Below are 20,708 nucleotides of genomic sequence, written 5' to 3'. Positions count from 1 at the left end.
ATCTTATGTTAAAAAAACTCATACTCTCATCCTTTTTCCTGATGCTTCTGGTATCCTGTAAAACCTACAACGTACTTGAAGAGGAACAGGCAAGCCGAAATATGCAGGATTTCAGCTATGACCCCAACTATGAATACAGAATCCGTAAAGACGACAAAATTACGCTTTCCGTTTGGGGACAGGATGATCTGAGTGTGGGTTCTGTATACGGAATTTACAATTCCAATGAAGTATACGGAAAATGGCTTCTGGTAGACATCAACGGAAATATAGAAATTCCAAAATTGGGAACAACTCCCGTTGTAGGGAAATCTCTTCCCGAACTGAAGGAAGAAATAAAAACAAAGCTTAAAAAATGGCTGGTAAATCCTATCGTGGATGTAAAAGTGCTGAATAAAGAAATTGCGGTGATGGGCGAAGTGAGAAATCCGGCGGTAATTCAGGTGGATAAAGACCAGAACACTTTACTGGAGCTGGTTTCCAAAGCAGGAGGATTTGAAATGTATGCCAATTTAAAATCCATTAAAATTCTGAGACAGGAAGGCGAAAACGTTCGCGTTACCAATATCGATCTTACCAAAATGAAAGATGTTCCGAACCAGAATATCCTTCTTCATCCGGGAGATTACATCATTGTTCCTTCCAAGAAAAGCAAAGATTTTGATAAGAGAATTTCCACCATTATTCCTTTTGCAACCGTTACTTCCGCAGCCGCGATTCTGATAGGATTATTATAAAATTTGATGACCATGAACAATGAGAATGTAAGATTTCTGAAACCGCTGTTACGAGGATTTCCCATCGTCGTTCTTGCTATGATTATTGCGGTTTTGGCAGCAAAAAAATACCTCAACTATGTAACGCCGATGTACGAAAGCACCGCAAAACTGAAACTTGCGGATACACAGGAAGGCGTTCCGAGCGCGAATCTCTTCAAAGATTTCGACGTTTTTGCCACGCCAAACAAAATAAGCACAGAAATAGAAGTTCTGAAATCGACATCATTAATTGAAAAAACACTGGAAAAGCTCCCCTTTTCCACCGAAATTTACAGAAAAGGGAAAGTACGTTCCGTAGAATTGTTCGGCGATTCTCCGATAAAAGTGGAAAGCATTCTAAACGATGAAAAAAATTACGACAAAAAATTTATCATTAATATAACTTCAAATCAGAATTTTACAATAAAAGCCTCCGATTCTGCCAAAGAAGTAAAAGGCACTTTCGGAGTTCCTACAGCCATTAAAGGAGGAAAAATCCTGATCACCAAAAACGACAGCTACCTTCAGTCCAAACCCGGTGCTAAAATTGTCGATCAGTATGAAGTTGAATTCCTGAGCAGAGAAAAACTTCTGGATAAGGTAAATAAAAACCTGGATATTGTTTCGGTGGACAAAGATGTTCCCGTTATCAGAATCAATTACAAAAGCAATGTTCCTGAAAAAGCAAGTCTTCTCGTAAATACTCTTGCAGAGACTTATATTCAGGATTATATTGAAAATAAATACCGCGCTGCCAATACGACGGTTGACTTTCTGAAAAATGAAATCGGACAGGCAAACAATAAGCTTTCCGGTGCAGAAAACCGTATAGAAAATTATCGAAACAAAGAAAATATCATCAATATTCCGCAGGAAACAGAAACTGATCTCAGAAAAATATCCCAGCTTAAAATTCAGAAAAGCAATCTGAAAATGAATCTGGATGCGATAAAAAATCTCAATAATTATATTTCTGAAGGTAAAGACAACTATCTTGATCTTGCCCCGAATTTTGAAGCATTCAACGACCTTCTTTCAACCGAAATGGTAAAGAATATGAAACTGCTTCAGGCAGAAAAAAAAGAATTGCTCTTAACCTACACTCCGGAACATGAGAAAGTAAAGGTTATTGATTCTAAAATTAAAGATCTTACCGATTACCAAACTGAAAGCATTAAAAACACCCAGAGAAACCTGCAGATCAAATATAACGATATCGACCGCGATATTCAGATTGCAGAACAGGCTTTTATCGGGCTTCCCGAGAAAGAAAAACTGCTGAACATTATGAATCGTGAGTTCAATCTATACGAAAAAAACTACAACTTCCTGAACGAAAAAAGAATAGACGCAGAAATTGCAAAAGCGGCAAAAATTTCTTTTCATAAAATTATTACAAGAGGAGAACTGCCGAAACAGCCGGTTTCACCGATGCGCTCCATCATTATCATTGTTGCAGCCATTATGAGCATGATCGGCTCTATTGCCCTCATCTACGCCGTACATTTTGCAAAAGCCAAAGTGAATGATGTATATACCATCGAAAAAAACAGCACCATTCCTGTTGCATTTACAACGCCTTTCATTAAAAACAGGGAAAACATAATGCATCACTTTCTCGAGAACGTGCTGGAAATGGAGCTTAAGGAAATCATTAAAGATAAAAACCTCATCTGCATCACGTCTTATGATAAATCGAAACAGCATATGTTTCATTCAAAAAACATCATAAAAGCCTTACAGGCGCAATCCAGAAAAGTATTGGTTATTGATGTGGCAGGAAACTTAAAAAACATTGAAAACATCGATTATATCGATTTTTCAGAAGAAAAAAACTTAAGATTAACTTCAACGGATATTGAAAATCTGATCCGTGAAAAAATGACAGGAAATGATCTCTGCATCATCAACAATCAGTCGATAAAACAAGGCAAACTTCCTCTATTATTCCTGAAAATGGCAGATGAAAATCTGTTTGTTTTAGACAGCCGGAAAACAGCCGAAAAAACCATTATGAACGTAGAACTTCTGAAGGATGAATACAAACTGACCAATCTATGGTTTGTGCTGAATAAAGAAGGCTATAACCCGAGTTTAATGACCTCTATTAAAAGTTTTGTAAACAGAAAAAGATCGTGAAAAAGCTTACAGAAATATTTCGCAGACCCACATCTCTGGTTTTCGCAGACCAGTTGATTTTCAGCGGAACAAATTTTCTTCTGACGTTTTTACTTGCCCGAAAACTGAACATTTCAGATTTTGGTCTGTTCTCGTCTGTGCTTTTGGTGACGTATCTTTTGGTAGGCATCTGCAATGCTATTGTGGTACAGCCTTTCCAGATTCTGGCAGCCAAAGAATTCACTAAAAAATCGCTGGGCTTTGTTTTTCAGGCTTCAGTAGTTTTAATAATGATTTTCTCTGCCTTACTGTTGATGGCTAAATTTTTGCCCGTTTCTGCACTGGCGTTTTTTAGAGATAATCTATTGGCGATCATCGCTTTTGCGGCGGCATATGTTTTTCAGGATTTCCTGAGAAAGGTTCTGCTTACGATAGACCGCATACAATTGGTGCTTTTTATCGACAGCATCTTCCTTCTTGTTTTTCCTTTAATCTGGTTTGAAAACAGTCTTGATTTAGGAAAAAGTCTTCTGATCATTGCTATCGTCAACGCCATTGCTTCCCTTCCCGGAGTTTGGTATTGTGTGAAAAATGCAGAATTCAGTTTGAAAAATGCTACCCTTTTTCATTATCATGTTACAGAAGGAAAGTGGCTTTTAAGTGCTTCTATAGTTCAGTGGTTTTCCAGTAATTTTTTTACGCTCGTTGCGGGAATCTATTTAGGAGTTAATGCTTTGGGAGCTTTGAGGCTGGTTCAGTCATTTTTCGGGGTTATTAATGTCATTCTTCAGACCGTTGAAAATTATTACCTTCCGAAAACAGCCCAGCTTCATTATCAGGATAAAAAAGAAGAAAAAAAATCCCTGCTTTTCAGTATGTCTAAAGGAATGATGGCTTTAGGAATTCTGATCATCGGTTTCTTTATTTTTTCAGAACCTTTAATTACGTTATTGGGCGGAGAACAATATAAGCAGTATGGCTTTGTTATTAAACTTATTTCGGTATTATATGTTGTGATTTTGTACAGCTATCCTACCCGACTTTCCATAAGAGTTCTGGAGCAGAATAAAGCTTTTTTTACAGGATACTGCATTTCGTTTGTGTTTTCATTACTCAGTTTTCATTTTTTACTGAAATACGGAGCACTTTACGGCGCAGTTGCAGGACTTGTAATCAACCAGATTCTAATGATCGTGTACTGGAAAATTTTACTTAACAGAAAACAGATTTCGGTATGGGCATAGTACATTTGATATTGGGAAAAGCAAATCCTGAAAAAATGAACGGCGTAAATAAAGTCGTGTACAATATAGCGACCAAACAGGCCGAAAACAGGCAGGATGTAGAAGTTTGGGGAATTTCCGAAAACACGGAGATCAACTACCCCGAAAGAAACTTTAAAACGAAGATTTTTAAACGGAAAAAAAATCCTTTTTCCATTCCTGAAGATCTTCAGAAAGAAATTATAAACAGCAGCGGATCTACGGTTTTTCATCTTCACGGCGGATGGATTCCTGTATTTTCGTCTTTAAGCAGATTTTTGCAGAAACACAAATTCAATTATATTATTACGCCCCACGGTGCGTACAACGCTGTCGCAATGCAGAAAAGCATGATTACCAAAAAGCTTTACTTCGAGTTATTTGAAAAAGCGGTCATCAAAAATGCTGCAAAAATTCACTGCATTGGCGAAAGCGAAATGGAGGGTTTACAGTCGATTTATCCAACCCAAAAAGGCACTTTAATTCCATACGGTTTTGAAAGAGTAAAAGAAGACTTTTCTTTCAGTTCCCAAAAGGAAAGTCGGATTTTCGGATTTGTTGGACGGCTGGATATTTACACAAAAGGTCTGGATCTGCTTGTGGAAAGTTTTGCTGAATTTTCTAAAGCGGATCCTTATTCTGAATTGTGGATTGTGGGCGACAGCGACGAGAAAGCGGAGCTACACCAAAAGATAAAAGCATTGGGAATTGAGAATAAAACAATCCTTTTCGGAAGTAAATTTGGCGAAGAAAAAAACGATCTCCTGAAAAAGATGGACGTTTTTGTGCATCCCTCAAGAAACGAAGGATTGCCGGTTTCCGTAATCGAAGCCGCAAATTTCGGGAAACCCTGTATTGTTACCAAAAACACCAACATTGGCTATCTTGTTGAACAATACAATGCGGGAATCAATATTCCGTCGCCTCATACAGCGCTCCTTACCAAAGCATTTTTCGACATTTCCAAAATCTGGAAAGACCGGCAGAGCTATGAAAAGATCTGCGGAAATGCGGTAAAAATGGTAGAAGAAGCGTTTGACTGGAACAACATTCTTGATGAAATGAATACCAAACTCTACAACTGCTGAAATGGAAACCTTACCTCTTCATCATCAGCAATTTCTTAAAAAGCTCAACAATCAGCTGTTTATTATTCTGCTGCTTATGGTGGCGTGTTTTTTTACGTGGAGCGAAAATGTAAACATTACACGAGCCATCAAAGTAGTCGGAAGAATGGGCGTGATGATCTCTTCTATTCTGTTGTACCGGAAAATCATCAGATACGGAAGCATTAATTCTTTAGAATACAAAAACATATTTTCGCCGATTTTATACATCTGCTATTTAATTTTAGGCTTTATATCATTTTCCTGGAGTACCAATCCGGGATTCAGCGCTTTGCAATGGTTTATGACCTTTCAGAGCTTTGTTTTTGCTTATTTTTTCGTAAAAAGTCTGAAAATTTTAGACGTTTATTTCGAAGGTCACAACATCAGACTGTATCATCTTCTGGGAAACACCGTTTTCGTTCTTCAACTGGTTTTCGTCATCGGAATGTGGATTAATCCCGATGTATTTTTCCGGCTTACAGACGGTGGTGAAGAAGCCAGACTGGGCGGAACAATGATGAATCCCAACGAGCTTGGAATGCTTGCCGGAGTGGGTTCTGCATGTCTTATTTTTGATCTGTACCGCTTTAAAAAGAAAGTCTGGACCATCATAAAAATTCTTGTCATTTTATATGCTTTATTCATGACCGGATCACGATCTTCGCTGATCGGCGTTTTGCTGATTGTCTTTTTCCACATCAACCAGACCAAACAGAAAACCCTGAAATTTGCCATTATTGCGCTTGTTGCCATGGTTGCTCCTTTCGCGGTATATACGGTTATTCTGAAAGGCGGCGATCAGGAAAGGCTGGAAGAAATCATGAGTCTTACAGGAAGGCTTCCGTTTTGGCAGGCTTTAATTACTGAAGGTTTACCCAGAGAACCGCTTTTAGGTTTTGGCTTTATGAGGATCGATTACAAAGAGTTTTTCCAGAGCGCCCATACGTATCCGGGAAAAATGACGCACAATACTTTTATGCAGGTTCTCATGAATCTTGGATTTATTGGGTTTACCATTGTTCTTTTTCAGGTGTTTTTTACCGTAAAATCCATATTGTCTGAACAGAAGGAACTGAAACTGATGCTCATCGGGATTCTTATTCCGATTGTGATCAATTCCTTTACAGAATTTGGAATTTTCGGGGAAAGTAATTATGGGATCATGTTCTATCAGATCATTATATTTTCCATTGCATTCCGCAACAACAATCATCTTACAAGGTTGCAGAAAATCATCCTGAAGAAAAAAAGACCGGAGTTACTGCCGGACTAAATTTCCACAGAACAGTATTTTTTCCATATTTTGGAATTTAAATTTAATTAAAAAATTCATAACTAATTAATTATCAGTATTTTAATTTTTTGGCAGATATTTTTATACTATTTTGGTATATCAATAATCATCATGAAAACATTATTTAGAAATACAGGGTACAAATTGTTTACAAAACAGGAAAAGAACAGCAAGAAAATCTCTTTTTCGTACATCAAAAATCCTGACGGAACAGTAAGGTGGTTTTGGAACTCAGATTCCTCAAAGCCTTTATTTCTAAAATTTTACAATGCAGCCACACCGAAAGCAAAACTTTTCGAGGTATTGGTAAAAACGGTTTTTGCGCTGCGTTTACAGAAAATTGTTTTTAAGAAAGAGGTTCTTTATTATGTAAAAAACAGTGAGCCGGTTTTTAATATCGAAAATGACTGGGCTATTTTTACAGGAACTGTTGGTCCCAACAATAAGGCACTTCTGTTCAGCGGAGGATATTTTTACAAGATCGCGGAAACAGATTCTGCTAAAAAGCTGATTGCTACAGAAAACAGAAATCTGAGAAAAATTATTTCAGGCAATATATTGCAGGTTCCGGAAGCTTCCATGATTAATGAAAACATTCTTAAATTATCTGATATTTCAAAAGGCGGAATGCGTGAAAATTCTTTCACGAAAATTCATGCGGAAGCATTGAAAATGATTTCCTTACATCATGAAAGAAGCGTGAAAATATCGGAATGGAAGTATTTTCAGAAGGTGAAAGAACAGTTTTTAAGTGTTGATGATGAAAGAATTCCGAAAAACATCCTCCGAAAGATAAAAGCAATCCTGAGACACACCAACGAAGATGAAAACATCGATGTTGCCTTTTCGCACGGAGATTTCACCTCATGGAACTGCTACGTAAAGAATGAAAAACTGGCGGTTTACGACTGGGAACTGTCTTCCACAGAAAAACCGAAAGCATTCGATTTCTTTCATTTTATCATTCAGAACGGAATTTTAATCCAGAAAAAAAGCTGGAAAGAAATTTATACAGAAATTAAAGAGAAAAATAAAATTACCTTCCGGTTCAGTGACGCGGAACTTCAGAAATATTTAAAATTTTATCTTCTGACGAACACATTGTCTTACCTTACCATTTATGCGGCACAGGAAGAATGGCATCTTCAGATTCACTGGCTGTTACAAACTTGGAACGAAGCCTTAAATGTTATTCTTAAAGACTACTCTACCGAAAGAGAACTCGTAATTTTAGATACTTTCGATGCGCTTTACCATACCGATTATGCGGCTTTGAAATTTCACAACGAAGAACCGGAAAAGCTGAAACTGAATTCTGATATTGATCTGATTATTTCTTCTGATAACGCCCAGAAATTAGTCAGTTATTTATCCGGGCACAGTCTCGTACAGAAAGTTTCAACGGTGAAAAAATCTTTTATGCAGACGGTAAGAATCGTTACGCTTCAAAACGAAATTCTTAATCTAGATCTTATTCATCAGGTAAAATGGAAGCATATACAGATCATGGAAGTTTCAAAAATCCTTGAAAACAGAAGAAAAAACAGATTTGGCGTTTATAAAGTTTCAGAAAAAGACACTGCCCGATTTATTGATCTGTTTTACAGCCTGAACGATGCAGAAATTCCTGAAACGTATGAGAAATTTGTTTCAGAACATTTAAAATCAAACAAAATAATCGACAGAGAACTTACCATTAAAACCCTGAAAATGAAAAACGAAAACAGAGGATTCAGTTATTTTAAAAATATTGTTCATTATTTAAAAGATTCGTTTGCAGAAAAAGGATTCATCATCACATTCAGCGGAGTAGACGGAGCCGGGAAATCTACCGTGATCTCGGAAGTTTCCGAACTTATTGAAAAACGTTACAGAAGACCTGTAAAAGTTCTGAGACACAGACCTTCCCTGCTTCCCATCCTGAGTGTATGGACCAAAGGAAAGGAAAAAGCACATGAGGACGCGGTGAATTCTTTGCCAAGACAGGGAAACAACAAAAACTCCCTTTCTTCCTTATTACGATTCGGATATTATTATACAGATTATATTTTAGGACAGTTTGTTATTTACACAAAATATGTTTTGAGGGGAAAAATAGTTTTATACGACAGGTATTATTTCGATTTTATTGCCGATGCAAGAAGAAGCAACATTCAGCTTCCGAAATCCGTAACGGAGACAGGATATCATTTCCTGATGAAGCCGGAGTTCAACTTCTTCCTGTACGCCGCGCCTGAAAAAATACTTAGCAGAAAAAAAGAACTTTCGTATCACTCGATTTGCGACCTTACTTCAGAATACAGTTCCCTTTTCTCTAAACTGGAAAGAAAGAACCAGAGAGTGAAGTACTTAGCAATCGAAAACAATGATCTTGATGTGACATTAGGAACGATCATGAACACAATAATCACAGAGAGATGAAAAAGCTTGTCGTAAAAATCATAAAACTAAGAAGTCCCTACTTTACTATAGATGATGATTTGAACTCCGGAGCGGTTCTGCAGTTTATCTGGATCCAGCTCTGGAGCATCATCAGAGGTTTCAGGATGCTTCTCTCTTTCAGAAATCCCAAAGGAATGCTTTTAGGCAAAAGAGTAAGTTTCTTTAATGTTTCTAAAATAAAATGGGGAAAGTTTCTGCGTCTGGGAAATGATGTGTATGTTTCTGCCCTTGCAAAACACGGAATTGAATTTGGAGACAATGTATCGATAGGCGCTTTCAGCAGAGTGATTGTTTCCACTTCTTTTAACAATATCGGAGAAAAAATTAAAATAGGAAATAATGTCGGGATCGGAGAATTTGCTTATCTGGGCGGTTCAGGAGGTCTTGAAATCGGAGACGAATGCATTGTAGGACAATATCTGAGCTGTCACCCCGAAAATCATAATTATGAAGATCCTGAAACGTCAATCCGGCTTCAGGGCGTTAACAGAAAAGGAATAAAAATCGGGAAAAACTGCTGGATCGGAAGTAAAGTAACGATTCTGGACGGTGTGGAAATCGGAGACGGATGTATTCTGGCTGCAGGAAGTGTGATTACGAAATCTTTTCCGGACAACAGCATCATCGGCGGAATTCCCGCTAAACTTTTAAAAACAAGACCCCATGAAAACCAATCAGACGATACTCGCAACGTGCTACGCCATCAATCCGTATAAAGGATCGGAAGATGCGATGGGATGGAATTTTGTGTATCAGATCGCCAGATTCCGTAAAGTTTTTGTTGTAACGAGAGAAAACAATAAAACACATATTGAAAAATACATGAAGGAAAATCCAGATCCGTTGTATCAGAACATGAATTTCCTTTATTTTGATCTTCCCTACTGGATGCGTTTCTGGAAAAAAGGAGGTCGCGGTGCACTTCTGTATTATTATCTATGGCAACGAGGCATTGTTTCATTTGTAAAAAAACAGAAGGTGGATTTTGACATTGCCCACAATGTGAATTTTCATAACGACTGGACGCCAAGTTTTTTATGGAAATTAAAAAAGCCTTTGGTTTGGGGACCTGTAGGACATCATCCTCTCATTCCTAAACAATATCTGAAAGATTATTCCCATAAATATTTCCTTAAAGACCGTTTAACCTGGATGGTGAAAAACTTTTTCTGGAAACTTTCGCCTTCTCTGAAGAAAACAGTTCAGCATTCTAATCACATCTGGTGCATGAACAGCGGAGTTCCGGAGAAGCTTAAACTTAAAAAAAATCAGTATTCGCTTTATCCTTCTGTTGCTTCGGAAGATTTTTATCAAAAAGATGAAGTAGCGATAAAATCGGATTTTGCAGTGATCAGCGTAGGAAGATTTGTTCCGTTAAAAGGTTTTGATCTCACGATCCGTTCTTTTATTCAATTCATCAATGTGCTTTCAGAAGAAGAAAAAGCGAAATGCAAGTTAATTTTGGTGGGAACCGGCGAACAAAAGCAGTTTTACAAAGATTTAATTCAGCAAAATAACGCTGAAAATTATATTGAAATCATTGAATGGATCGACCGCAGAGAACTGATGAAGATGTATGAACAAGCTTCTGTTTTTCTTTTTCCGTCTCATGAAGGAGCAGGAATGGTTGTTCCGGAAGCACTTTCTTTCGGACTTCCGGTTGTCTGTCTTCAAAATGAAGGTCCCGGAGAATTTATTACCGAAAAATGCGGTTTTACTATTCCACAGCAGGAATATGATCAAACGGTAACGGAATTGAGCGATGCTTTAATGAAATTATTTTCAGACAAAGATCTTCAGCAAAAAATGAGCATTGAAGCCAGAAAACATTATCTTGACCGATTTTCCTGGGAAAAAAGAGGCGATCATCTCAATACAATCTATAACCAAATTTAGCCATGAAAAGAATTGTCTCTGTTCATCTTCTGAATGATTACAGCGGAAGCCCGAAAGTTCTGATGCAGCTTCTGAAATCCTGGACAAAAAACGGGATGGATGCTCATCTTTTTACTTCAGGCGGAAGAAAGGGTTTTTTGTCTGATATTCCCAAGGTAAAAAATCATCTGTTCTGGTATCGCTTTTCATCCAATGCGCTGGTAAGAATTCTTAATTTCTTTCTGAGTCAGTTTTTCCTGATGATTAAATTGCTGTTTTTCCTGAAAAAGAGTGATCTGGTTTACATCAACACGGTTTTGCCTTTCGGGGCGGCAATTGCAGGAAAACTAAGAGGGTGTAAAATTATTTATCATATCCACGAAACTTCGGTAAAGCCGAAACTATTTAAAAATTTTCTTTTCGGAACAGCAAAAATGACTGCCGATAAAATTGTCTTTGTTTCGGAATATCTTCTGAAACAGGAATCTTTAATTAACAATCAGGAATTGCTGTACAATGTTCTGGAAAGCGATTTTGCCGAAAAAGCAGACCGTTTCCGAAATGTGGAAAAAGAAATCCCTGTGGTTTTAATGATCTGTTCTTTAAAAGTTTACAAAGGAGTTGACGAATTTCTGGAATTAGCCAAAAAAAATCCTTCTTACATTTTCAAACTTGTGGTGAATGCGACGGAAAAGGAAATTCAGGAGTATTTTAAAGGGAAGGAAATTCCGAAACAGCTTATTATTTATCCTACCCAAACGGATACGCATCCTTTTTATCAGGAAGCCAGCATGATTCTTAATCTGTCTCATCCTGATCTTTGGGTGGAAACATTCGGACTTACGATTCTGGAAGGAATGCGTTACGGCTTACCTGCGATCGTTGCGCCTTTAGGAGGCGTTACAGAACTGGTTGAAGATAATAAAAACGGTTTTTTAATCGATTCTAAAAACACAAATGAACTTTCTGAAAAATTAAACTACATTTTGAACGATCCATCGGTCTACAAATCCTTCAGTGAGGCTTCTTACGAGAAAAGTCTTCTGTTTTCGGAGGCATATTTTGAGAGAAAATCTCTGGATATAATTTCCAATTTATAATCCATTTTCCAGATTATGGAAATCCGGCACGCTTTCAATAAATTATAATTAACACATTTTCATTACGTTACATTATTTTACACAATTTGGAACATAAATGGTCATAATATGTTAAAATAAAATAATTATGAAGACAAAAGTAGCAATTATAGGAACGGTAGGTCTGCCTGCAAAATACGGAGGCTTTGAAACCTTAACGGCTCATCTTGTGGAAGAACTTTCCGATACCTACGATTTTACGGTATATTGCTCTTCAAAAAAATACAGCAAGGAAGAGAGAATCGAAAGCTGGAAAGGGGCAAAACTGAAGTATCTTCCTTTAGACGCCAACGGAATCCAGAGTATTCCTTACGATACATGGTCTATTTTTCATGCTTTATTCCGAAGTGATGTTCTTCTGATTTTAGGCGTTGCCGGAGCGTGGCTTTTACCATTAGTAAAATTATTCACCAATAAAAGAATTATTATTTCCATCGACGGAATTGAATGGAAAAGAGACAAATGGTCTGTTCCTGCAAAATTATATCTTTGGTGGGCAGAAAAACTGGCGGTAAAGTTTTCTCATATTGATATTTCGGATAACGAATCTATCCAGGATTATACTTCTGTACGCTATAAAACGATAAGCCGCGTTATTGAATACGGAGCGGATCATACGAAAATCAACCGTGTTCCGTCTGCTGAAAATCTTGAAAAATACCCTTTCCTGAATGAAGAATATGCGGTAAAAGTATGCAGAATTGAACCTGAAAATCATGTCCATACGATTTTAAAAGTATTCAGCACGCTTCCTGAGCGCAAGTTGGTTTTAGTTGGAAACTGGAAAAACAGCGAGTACGGAACAAATCTGAAAGAGCAGTATTCAGGATTTAAAAATATTCTCCTGCTCGATCCTATTTACGAACAGGAAACCATTGATCTGATCCGCGGAAATGCTTCTCTTTACATTCATGGGCATTCTGCGGGAGGAACCAATCCTTCGCTTGTGGAAGCCATGTTTTTAGGTCTGCCGATCATCAGCAACGGCGTTTCTTACAACAGAACGACAACCGAGAATCAGGCTTTTTATTTTTCGGATGAAAATGAGCTTAGAAGTATTCTGGAGGAGGTAAGCAAAGAAGATTTGGAACTCTGCGCCGGAACAATGAAGAAAATAGCGGAAAGAAGATATACTTGGAAAAGAATCGCAAAAAAATACAGTCAGCTTATCGAAGAAACCTTTACTATCAGCAAGAAAACCAATGTTATGCCCAGAATCTCTGAAATTGATGAGGCAATTCTGAAAAAGTACAATGTAGAGCATCTTAAGCACATCAAACTATTCAATAACTCTAAATAAACTGCTAAAAAACGAGGCTATGAAAAACTTTGTAGAACTTTCTATATACGGAATTCTTGCATTCATCCTTTCGATGTGCGTCATTCCGCTCATGAGAATGATTGCCCAGAAAATTAAGCTGGTGGATGTTCCCAATGCAAGAAAAGTGCACCAGACTGCTATTCCGCTGATCGGAGGTCTTGTGATCGGACTTGTTGTTTTTTTGCTTTTATGGATTTCTGATGACAAAAGCTGGAAAGATATTCTTCCGATCATCATTACTTCCTACATTATGCTTTTTGTGGGAACGCTGGATGATAAAACAGACATCAGAGCGATTTATAAACTGGGAATACAGATTTGTGTGAGTGTGATTATTGCAACTTCAGGAATCCGGATTACCACTCTTTACGGACTTTTCGGAATCCATGAAATGAATGTTTATTTTCAGTATATTCTTACGGTACTTATTATTACAACGGCAGTAAATGCTTTTAATTTAATTGACGGAATTGACGGTTTGGCAGGAAGTGTTGCAGGAGTAGGTTTTGCTTTGTTTTTCGTTATTGCTTTAATTGAAGGACATTTCGGACTGGCAAGAATAGGACTGCTTTTCGTGGGAAGTATTGCTGCTTTTTTACGGTATAATTTTTCTTTGAAGAACAAAATTTTTCTGGGAAATTCGGGTTCTTTATTTTTGGGATATTTGTTGATCTGTCTGGGAATTTACATTACGAAATTCGACAGAGGTTCGGAAGAGTTTCCTTACGGTATTTTCTTTATTCTTTTTGTATTCACAATTCCTGTTATTGATTCTGTGAGAGTGTATGCGGATCGAATTTCGCGGGGAAAATCGCCATTCAAGGCGGATAAATCGCACATTCATCATCATCTTTTACAGTTGGGTCTGTCTCACAAAAGAATTACCTTAACTTTTGTTCTTCTGAATATCGTGACATTTATTGTTCAGTATGTGTTTTTCCCGAACTACTCTATTTATACGACACTTATTTCATTCTTTGTCTTCATATTCATCTTTAAAATTATTAAAGTGCTGAATCTTTTCCTTACGTGGAAAAAGAATATTAAAGACATGGAAAATTCATAAAAATAAATTTTGAGATGATTATCCGATAATTTTAACACAAAGTGCGCAAGTTTTTTTAATACTCACAGCTTTTAACTAGGCAAAGGTACTTCCATAAACTATTCACTAAGCAAAAAACACAAATTTCATATAGAAATTACAAATAACATCCAACTTTTATACATCTTTTTTATTTGCCCTTAATAAAAAGAATACTCCGGACAGGAATTGTCAGGAGTATTTTTTTATATCTGTTTAAACTGATTGAAAGTTTAACTGTGTTGACTTATTAATTCAGCTTGAAAAAGAAAAATGCAACTGCCGCCCATTCTTTTTTAATTCCGCTTGCATAACCGATGGTGGAATGACTGCCGTTTTCTACCGTTCCGTTATCTTTAATATAACCAATGGTTGAGTGACTGCTGTTTTCCACGGTTCCGTCCTTTTTTACGTAGCCTACTGTAGAACCGCTTTTGTTCTGTATGGTACCGTCACTTTTAATATAACCGATTGTAGAATGGCTGCTGTTTTCGATAGTTCCGTTTCCTGTAATATACCCTACTGTGGAATGGCTGCTGTTTTCAATGGTTCCGTTGCTTTTGATGTATCCTGCTGTACTGCGGCTTCCCGATTCTATGGTTTGTGCGCTTAAAAGTGATAAGTTAAACATAACAGCACAAACGAATAGTGTTTTTTTCATGGTTTTAAAATTTTTAAATTCTTCGAAATATAGGAAGTTTTTATTGAAAATGAAATACCACAGAAAAAAACGCACTTTAAATTAAAATATGAGCTTTAATTAAGATTTTTTTATCTTTCTGAAAGTGATTGATATCCTTCTTTTTCTTGGAATTGCTGTATTTTGCCATTGATCGTTTTTTACGGCTTTGATCCCGTGTTTCCAGAGGTATCTTGCGTCTCCGCTGAGTAGAAGAATGCTTCGGGGATTCAGTATTATTTCATGTTTTTCCGAATCTTTTGAAAACTGCATCACGCAGGAAGAAAGTAAGCTTACGGAAACTATTATGTCTTCAAAGCAAGGTACACAGTCTATATGGTTTGATATTCCCTGTCCCGGTTCATATTCGTTGATGATGACCTGATCAAAAGACTGTTCTATATTAAAAGTTGTTTTAATCTTTTTTTCCAATGCCAGAAGCCAATCCGGAAGTTCACCTTTTCTTACATCCTGACTGATATTTTTCTTCTTGTAGTCGTAAATATAACCGTAATGCTGAACTCTGCGCTTCAAATTGTTGTCCCACTCTTCTTTTTCAATCTGTGAAAGAATTGCTTTTTCTTCGTCGGAATTTAAAAAATCATTCTGATAAACAAGTCCGGAAATTATATTATTCTCCATCCTCAATTGCTAAAATATATTGTAACAAATCTATAAAGTTTTTATAAACCGGTTGATATCCGGATTCCAGTTCATTGGAAACCCAGATTGAATTTTCATTTTCCTGTGTAGCGTGATATCCGTAAAAAATTATCTCATCATGATGATCCTGATAATGATCTGCCAATAAATAGATGTCTGCATCATTCAGTAACGGAGAGGTCAAAAGACTTGGATTCAGCCAGTCGTCGAAACCAAAAATCCCAATATCAAAACCGTCTCCATAAATATTGCAGCCTCCGTATTGACTTAAAAAATAAAAATAAGCATCGTCTTTTATAAATGCTGCCTGCTTCATGATTTCCAGAGTTTCTTCTTCCCACAGATTTTCTATTCTTTCTTTATTTAAAGTTTCGAGCCTGTATTTTGAAGCGATTTGCTGCATGAGGTTGTCGACTTCGATAATGTTTTTAATCATAAATATTTTCAGACATTAACCAATATGTATTAAATTTAAGTTCAAAGATTTTTCTGTTTTACTTTTATCAACATTTGCTTTTAAAATACCTGTAAACTCATTAATTTTTTAATCACAAAAAAATACAATCTATTAATTTTCAATAATTTAATATATTTTCAAAATACAGGATAGATTCTTACAGCATATTTCTTCATTTAAACTCCTGAATAACAAAGGAATTTATTTTATTTTCCCTGTGAAAGTCAGCAAGAAATTCATTATACCCTTCTAAATTTGTAGAAATTAATAGGTTTTGGAATTCCTTATCCTCAATAACAGACATTGCCCAATAAATTTCCTGCCCGATAAATCTGTCGACATCCTTATGTTTTCCATCTGCAAATAAAGCATTAAGAGAACTTATTAAGTCTGCGTTCATCGAATTGTATTCAAGAGGTTTCTTAAAAAAATCTGTAACAAGGCTGCAAATAAACTCATAGTATTTCTTTCTTAAAAATAAGCTTTTATCGCCGTCTTTGTTTGTAAATTCGTAAGTTTCTTCATTAATTCCTTCAATGATAAAGCTGACAATATCGTTCTCTTTTTTATAGCGAATATACCATTCCCGATATTCTTCGTTTGTTTTATTTTTTAGAAGATGCTTTATAGTCCAGTTATTCTCTATAATACAAATTGCCCAGTAGAAAGGCATTTCAGTAGTTATAATATAAACATCGTGATAATCTTCCAGTGTATTTAATAGATTTAAAAAATGTCTGTTAAACCAGTTTTCCGGCAACGGCTCTTCAAAAAAGTCTGTAACTGTTGCACAGACGAGTTTGTAATATTTTCTTCTGAGAAAAACAGATTCATTACCAAATTCGTCGGTATAAATGTATTGGTCTTCCATGGTTATTTTGATCAGAAACAGTTTTTTAAGTGTTTTACTCGAATATTTTTTATCTTATTCTATTATATCTTAATTTGTTAAAAATTCTATGAAATGTAAAAAATAAACTATCAATAACGAGATAAGATCCCATTAAATCTGCTGTCGTTTTTATATTTTTCAATCATTGCCTTATCAATCAGACTTTTATCCATTCCGAATTTTAAGGCAAGCTCAAGACTTTGGAAAAACCGCTCTTCTGATCCCATATCGAAAAGTATTTCCGCTTTTGTACCGTGATATAAACCAACTTCAGGTTCCAGATCTAATGCTTTATCGATATACTCCATACTTTTTTCTGTAAAACCTGCAGTCCGCAATTTATAAGCACAATTATTGTATGCGAGCGCTTTTTGTGTATTGGCTTCAATAGTGGTATCGTATAATGAAAAAGCATGATCTAAATTGCCTCTTTCCTGATATGAGAGTGCCAGATTCTCAATATCGTAACAGTAGTAGTTAACAACAGCATCAAGTCCTTCAATGGTATTTTCAATCAGGAAAGATAAAAATCCTTTGTTACCGACAATTTTGCTGGCTTCCTCAGTTTTCAAATAATCTTTTATATAAACCGAGTCCTGTATGTATTCGCCGTTTTCGTCAAAGATTAGCGAAATATCCAGTTCTTCAGGATTTTCGTATTCGTTAGTTTCATCATTAAAATAAAAATAATAGAATTCACTGTAAATATCTGGAATACTTTCTGAAGTAATCGCTGCATCGTGATAAAAGATCCGTATCTGTTTCCCGTTATCACCAGTATCGAATGCAAAGTCATTCCCTGATCCGTCGGTCGCGAAATACAAATATTTATTTTTAACCTGTAGCGCGTAATATTCTTCGGAAATATTATCGAGCACATCGGATACAGATGATAATTGTATACCCAATCCAATGCTGTACTGACCGTATTTTTGGCACCATTCTATATAATCTTCAGGATAATTATGGCTTCTGAGAAGATCTATTTCCGCGGAAGTAACAATCTTTTCTTCATCAATCCAGATTGGATTTCTGTAATCCGCATCATTTTTAAAACCACTAATAAAACTGAAAAAATCGTCAAAATCTTTAATATCTGACAATTTATGTTTGTTTTTCTTTATTGCCTTTACCAAGTTTTCCAAATTGGCGTTAAATTCTTCTTCGGTTTTTGCATTAAGACCGTAATATCTTCCCATAAAACAAATATAATAAAAACAGGAAGATCGTTTAATCTTGTAGATTATTGTTTTTAAAAACTATAATATTCAGAATCTACACTTCCGATTTTTCTGTTGTATTCAATTTTGTTTCAAACATGATTACAATAAAAATTTACTCTCATTATTATTTTACTTCCAAGAATTCAAAACATACTTAGTAAAATTCATTTCCATGTCTTTTATTCGGTTTTCGAGAGCTGTAATTCCTTTTGTAAGATATTCCTTTTTTTCAGGATCAGTCAGCGTATGGATTGCATCAAAACCCGGTGCCGGAGCAGAAATCGGAACGGATAATTCAATGGTATCGCCGTTTTTATAAATATAATAATACCAGTCTTTTTTTTCTAAAAGGTCTTTCATGATTATTTTTTATTGGTCTTAACATTAAAATATAAGTTTTCCTATCAACTATAACTATCTATGATCTGATTTTCTCAGCCTCTTCAATATTATATCCAATTCTCTTATCATCTTTTAATAAGGAACTGAAGACCTCAAAATATTCCTCAAACCTGTGTTTATCGTAATGAACGATAACCGGAAAAAGCTGACTTGCCTGATAGTATTTTTCATTTTTCAAAGCACTTTTCATCGCCTCTTCAATTTCTTTCAATAGCGGTTCGCAGTCTTTTTTCAACAGAAAATCTTTTAAACAGGATTCGAAAAACCTATCTCCGTAAATACTTAAGAAATGTTTTACATAAGGATATAATTCCTGTTCTTCTTTCCCATTAAATGTTGAAATGTATAATGCATCTACGATAACATCATATACATTATCTTCATTATAAATTCTGTGAGGTTCAAAACTGTGCTTTTCATCCCATTTTTCAGAAATGAAACGGTCAAGCTGATGGAATCCTTCCGGAATTGCCCAAGCAACCAAAATAAGCATTGCCTGATAAGAAATGTAGGCATTTTTATGTTGAAGCAAATGTTTCAGTTTTTCAACACGGTTTTCGTCTGTTTTTCCGAGGAGCTGCACTTCTGTGAGATCATAACCTTCTTCGCCATCTTCGCTGTAATAGTACAGCGTATCATATATTTCGTTTTCCAATTCTTCTTAATTAAATATAATTTGTTTCAGTAAAATGTTCGTAATTTTAAAAGTTCCAAATCCGGATGTCTTCTAAAAAAAGCATATATCTTCCGGGTTGATATTCGCCGTAGGAAAATAAATAAATCAGATTATTTTTCTTCAGATAATATATTTCCAGCCCTTTTTCAGAAATGTATTTTTCAATAATATTATTGATCCGTTTAAAGCTGTTTTCTTCCACCATCAGATCAAAACTTTCATGATCTATTTCTTTTTTCAGTTCTTTTAACAGATTGTCACAAAAATCAACCAACCTGATTTTCTGATGATTAACCTCAAATACTCTGTTTACACATTCTCTTTCATCTCCATCAAACAGAAGCTGCCTGAAACTTTCGGATGATGCATGATAATCAAATGTTCCTCCGAAGATATCAATTAACAATTTTGCATATTCATCATTTTCGTAATCGAAGTTTTTCACAGCCAAATGTCCTAAAGAATACCTTTTGTATAATTCGTTTTCAGAAAAAACATTAGTATTCTTTATTATTTTTTCATCGATATCAAGTAATTGATTATAGATGGAATGATACATGGGAATTTCAGGAGATAATTTTATTAGTTCCTCCGTTTTCTGTATCGCCAGATTAAGGGTATCGCTGTACGATTTTTTCGTTTCTTCACTGTTCAGGCGGATGTACATTTTGTTTGTTTTTTTAATTCTTCTACAGCAATAATATTTGTACAGTCATTTATCTTCACAGGATAAGCTTTGCTGAATTTCAGATCTTTAAAATCAAGATTCTGAAACTGACAGTCAGAAAAAATTAAGCCATCCACTTCTACCAACTGAAAATTTGAGCCAGAAATTATACAATTTCCAAAATAACTCCAGCCTAATTTTAAATTCTTAAAAAGACAAAACTCCACGGAAGTATCATAAAACTCTGCTTTTGTTGTTTCACTTTCTAAAAAAATACAGTTTTGGAATCTGCATTGGTGAAATTCACACTTTCTGAGATACGAATTTTCAAAATTGACCGAAGAAAAAACACAGTTAAAGAAAGAACTTCCGCCCAGATTTACATTTCGGAAAACTCCGTTTATAAATTTTGTATTACAAAATACAGCTGAATTTAAATTTTCATCAAATAATTCCATATTGCTCAACTCTTCATTTTCAACGTTCAGCTGCTCTCCTCCTTTATCATGTATCCAATTTTTATGAAGCTGTATTTTAATTTTTATATTTTCCAAATCTTAAAATTGAAATTTTATTCTTTTTGAAAACTTAAGATATTCTAATTATCGCGTTATCTTTTATGATTTTTTAAAATATCTTTTTTACCG

Annotated in this window: 20 protein-coding genes; 11 read left to right on the top strand and 9 right to left on the bottom strand. The window is 35.6% G+C overall.

From position 1 onward, the window contains the following. Positions 1-5 precede the first annotated feature (5 nt). From PFY09_RS01115 to PFY09_RS01065, 11 genes are all read left to right on the top strand, one after another. A complete protein-coding gene (locus tag PFY09_RS01115; protein ID WP_083477485.1) occupies positions 6-737 on the top strand; it encodes a polysaccharide biosynthesis/export family protein in 732 nt (243 codons plus the stop codon). A 12-nt stretch (positions 738-749) separates the two neighbouring features. Continuing rightward, positions 750-2,897 (top strand): GumC family protein, encoded by a 2,148-nt coding sequence (locus tag PFY09_RS01110; protein ID WP_271161126.1) that lies wholly within the window; start codon positions 750-752, stop codon positions 2,895-2,897. Beyond that, positions 2,894-4,120, top strand: coding sequence for a lipopolysaccharide biosynthesis protein (locus PFY09_RS01105; RefSeq protein WP_271161125.1), 1,227 nt, complete (start codon positions 2,894-2,896; stop codon positions 4,118-4,120). Before PFY09_RS01110 ends, PFY09_RS01105 begins: the two co-directional genes overlap by 4 nt. Then, positions 4,111-5,226, top strand: a complete 1,116-nt coding sequence (locus PFY09_RS01100; RefSeq protein WP_271161124.1) for a glycosyltransferase family 4 protein — start codon at positions 4,111-4,113, stop codon at positions 5,224-5,226. Before PFY09_RS01105 ends, PFY09_RS01100 begins: the two co-directional genes overlap by 10 nt. A 1-nt stretch (position 5,227) precedes the next feature. Beyond that, positions 5,228-6,520 carry an O-antigen ligase family protein gene (locus PFY09_RS01095; protein WP_076390504.1) on the top strand — a complete coding sequence of 431 codons (1,293 nt, stop codon included), beginning with the start codon at positions 5,228-5,230 and terminating at the stop codon, positions 6,518-6,520. A gap of 132 nt (positions 6,521-6,652) precedes the next feature. Further along, on the top strand, positions 6,653-8,962 hold the full coding sequence (locus PFY09_RS01090) for a nucleoside/nucleotide kinase family protein (protein WP_271161123.1): 2,310 nt from the start codon (positions 6,653-6,655) through the stop codon (positions 8,960-8,962). Continuing rightward, positions 8,959-9,699, top strand: a complete 741-nt coding sequence (locus tag PFY09_RS01085) for an acyltransferase (RefSeq protein WP_271161122.1) — start codon at positions 8,959-8,961, stop codon at positions 9,697-9,699. Before PFY09_RS01090 ends, PFY09_RS01085 begins: the two co-directional genes overlap by 4 nt. Continuing rightward, the gene (locus PFY09_RS01080) at positions 9,647-10,879 is read left to right on the top strand and encodes a glycosyltransferase (RefSeq protein ID WP_271161121.1); all 1,233 of its coding nucleotides are present in this window, start codon (positions 9,647-9,649) and stop codon (positions 10,877-10,879) included. Before PFY09_RS01085 ends, PFY09_RS01080 begins: the two co-directional genes overlap by 53 nt. Before the next feature lie 2 nt (positions 10,880-10,881). Next, complete coding sequence (locus PFY09_RS01075; protein WP_271161120.1) at positions 10,882-11,958, top strand: glycosyltransferase family 4 protein; 1,077 nt, start codon at positions 10,882-10,884, stop codon at positions 11,956-11,958. A gap of 127 nt (positions 11,959-12,085) precedes the next feature. Next, positions 12,086-13,297 (top strand): DUF1972 domain-containing protein, encoded by a 1,212-nt coding sequence (locus PFY09_RS01070; protein WP_271161119.1) that lies wholly within the window; start codon positions 12,086-12,088, stop codon positions 13,295-13,297. A gap of 19 nt (positions 13,298-13,316) precedes the next feature. Then, positions 13,317-14,384: a glycosyltransferase family 4 protein gene (locus PFY09_RS01065; RefSeq protein ID WP_271161118.1), complete on the top strand. Its 1,068-nt coding sequence runs from the start codon at positions 13,317-13,319 to the stop codon at positions 14,382-14,384. A 268-nt stretch (positions 14,385-14,652) separates the two neighbouring features. On the opposite strand, the gene PFY09_RS01060 is transcribed toward PFY09_RS01065, so the two are convergent. From PFY09_RS01060 to PFY09_RS01020, 9 genes are all read right to left on the bottom strand, one after another. Next, entirely contained in the window at positions 14,653-15,063 is a 411-nt protein-coding gene (locus tag PFY09_RS01060; protein WP_271161117.1) for a 5-fold beta-flower protein, read from the bottom strand. Between the two features lie 99 nt (positions 15,064-15,162). Further along, positions 15,163-15,723: an alpha-ketoglutarate-dependent dioxygenase AlkB gene (locus PFY09_RS01055; protein ID WP_271161116.1), complete on the bottom strand. Its 561-nt coding sequence runs from the start codon at positions 15,721-15,723 to the stop codon at positions 15,163-15,165. Continuing rightward, positions 15,713-16,180 (bottom strand): hypothetical protein, encoded by a 468-nt coding sequence (locus PFY09_RS01050; RefSeq protein ID WP_271161115.1) that lies wholly within the window; start codon positions 16,178-16,180, stop codon positions 15,713-15,715. The genes PFY09_RS01055 and PFY09_RS01050 overlap by 11 nt, the downstream gene beginning before the upstream one ends. 193 nt (positions 16,181-16,373) lie before the next feature. Beyond that, the gene (locus tag PFY09_RS01045; RefSeq protein WP_271161114.1) at positions 16,374-17,072 is read right to left on the bottom strand and encodes a hypothetical protein; all 699 of its coding nucleotides are present in this window, start codon (positions 17,070-17,072) and stop codon (positions 16,374-16,376) included. Positions 17,073-17,182: 110 nt separating this feature from the next. After that, positions 17,183-18,292, bottom strand: a complete 1,110-nt coding sequence (locus PFY09_RS01040; protein ID WP_271161113.1) for a hypothetical protein — start codon at positions 18,290-18,292, stop codon at positions 17,183-17,185. A 153-nt stretch (positions 18,293-18,445) separates the two neighbouring features. After that, positions 18,446-18,676 carry a hypothetical protein gene (locus tag PFY09_RS01035; protein WP_271161112.1) on the bottom strand — a complete coding sequence of 77 codons (231 nt, stop codon included), beginning with the start codon at positions 18,674-18,676 and terminating at the stop codon, positions 18,446-18,448. A 58-nt stretch (positions 18,677-18,734) separates the two neighbouring features. Further along, positions 18,735-19,373, bottom strand: a complete 639-nt coding sequence (locus tag PFY09_RS01030; protein ID WP_271161111.1) for a hypothetical protein — start codon at positions 19,371-19,373, stop codon at positions 18,735-18,737. A 46-nt stretch (positions 19,374-19,419) separates the two neighbouring features. Beyond that, positions 19,420-20,061: an immunity protein Tsi6 family protein gene (locus PFY09_RS01025; RefSeq protein WP_271161110.1), complete on the bottom strand. Its 642-nt coding sequence runs from the start codon at positions 20,059-20,061 to the stop codon at positions 19,420-19,422. Continuing rightward, a complete protein-coding gene (locus PFY09_RS01020; RefSeq protein ID WP_271161109.1) occupies positions 20,046-20,615 on the bottom strand; it encodes a pentapeptide repeat-containing protein in 570 nt (189 codons plus the stop codon). The genes PFY09_RS01025 and PFY09_RS01020 overlap by 16 nt, the downstream gene beginning before the upstream one ends. Between the last annotated feature and the right edge of the window lie 93 nt (positions 20,616-20,708).

Origin of the sequence: Chryseobacterium gambrini (genome assembly GCF_027920505.1) — a bacterium.
In the GTDB taxonomy this organism is placed as follows: domain Bacteria; phylum Bacteroidota; class Bacteroidia; order Flavobacteriales; family Weeksellaceae; genus Chryseobacterium; species Chryseobacterium gambrini.
Note: the sequence above shows the minus strand (reverse complement) of the source record. Positions and strands in the feature narration are given on the sequence as shown.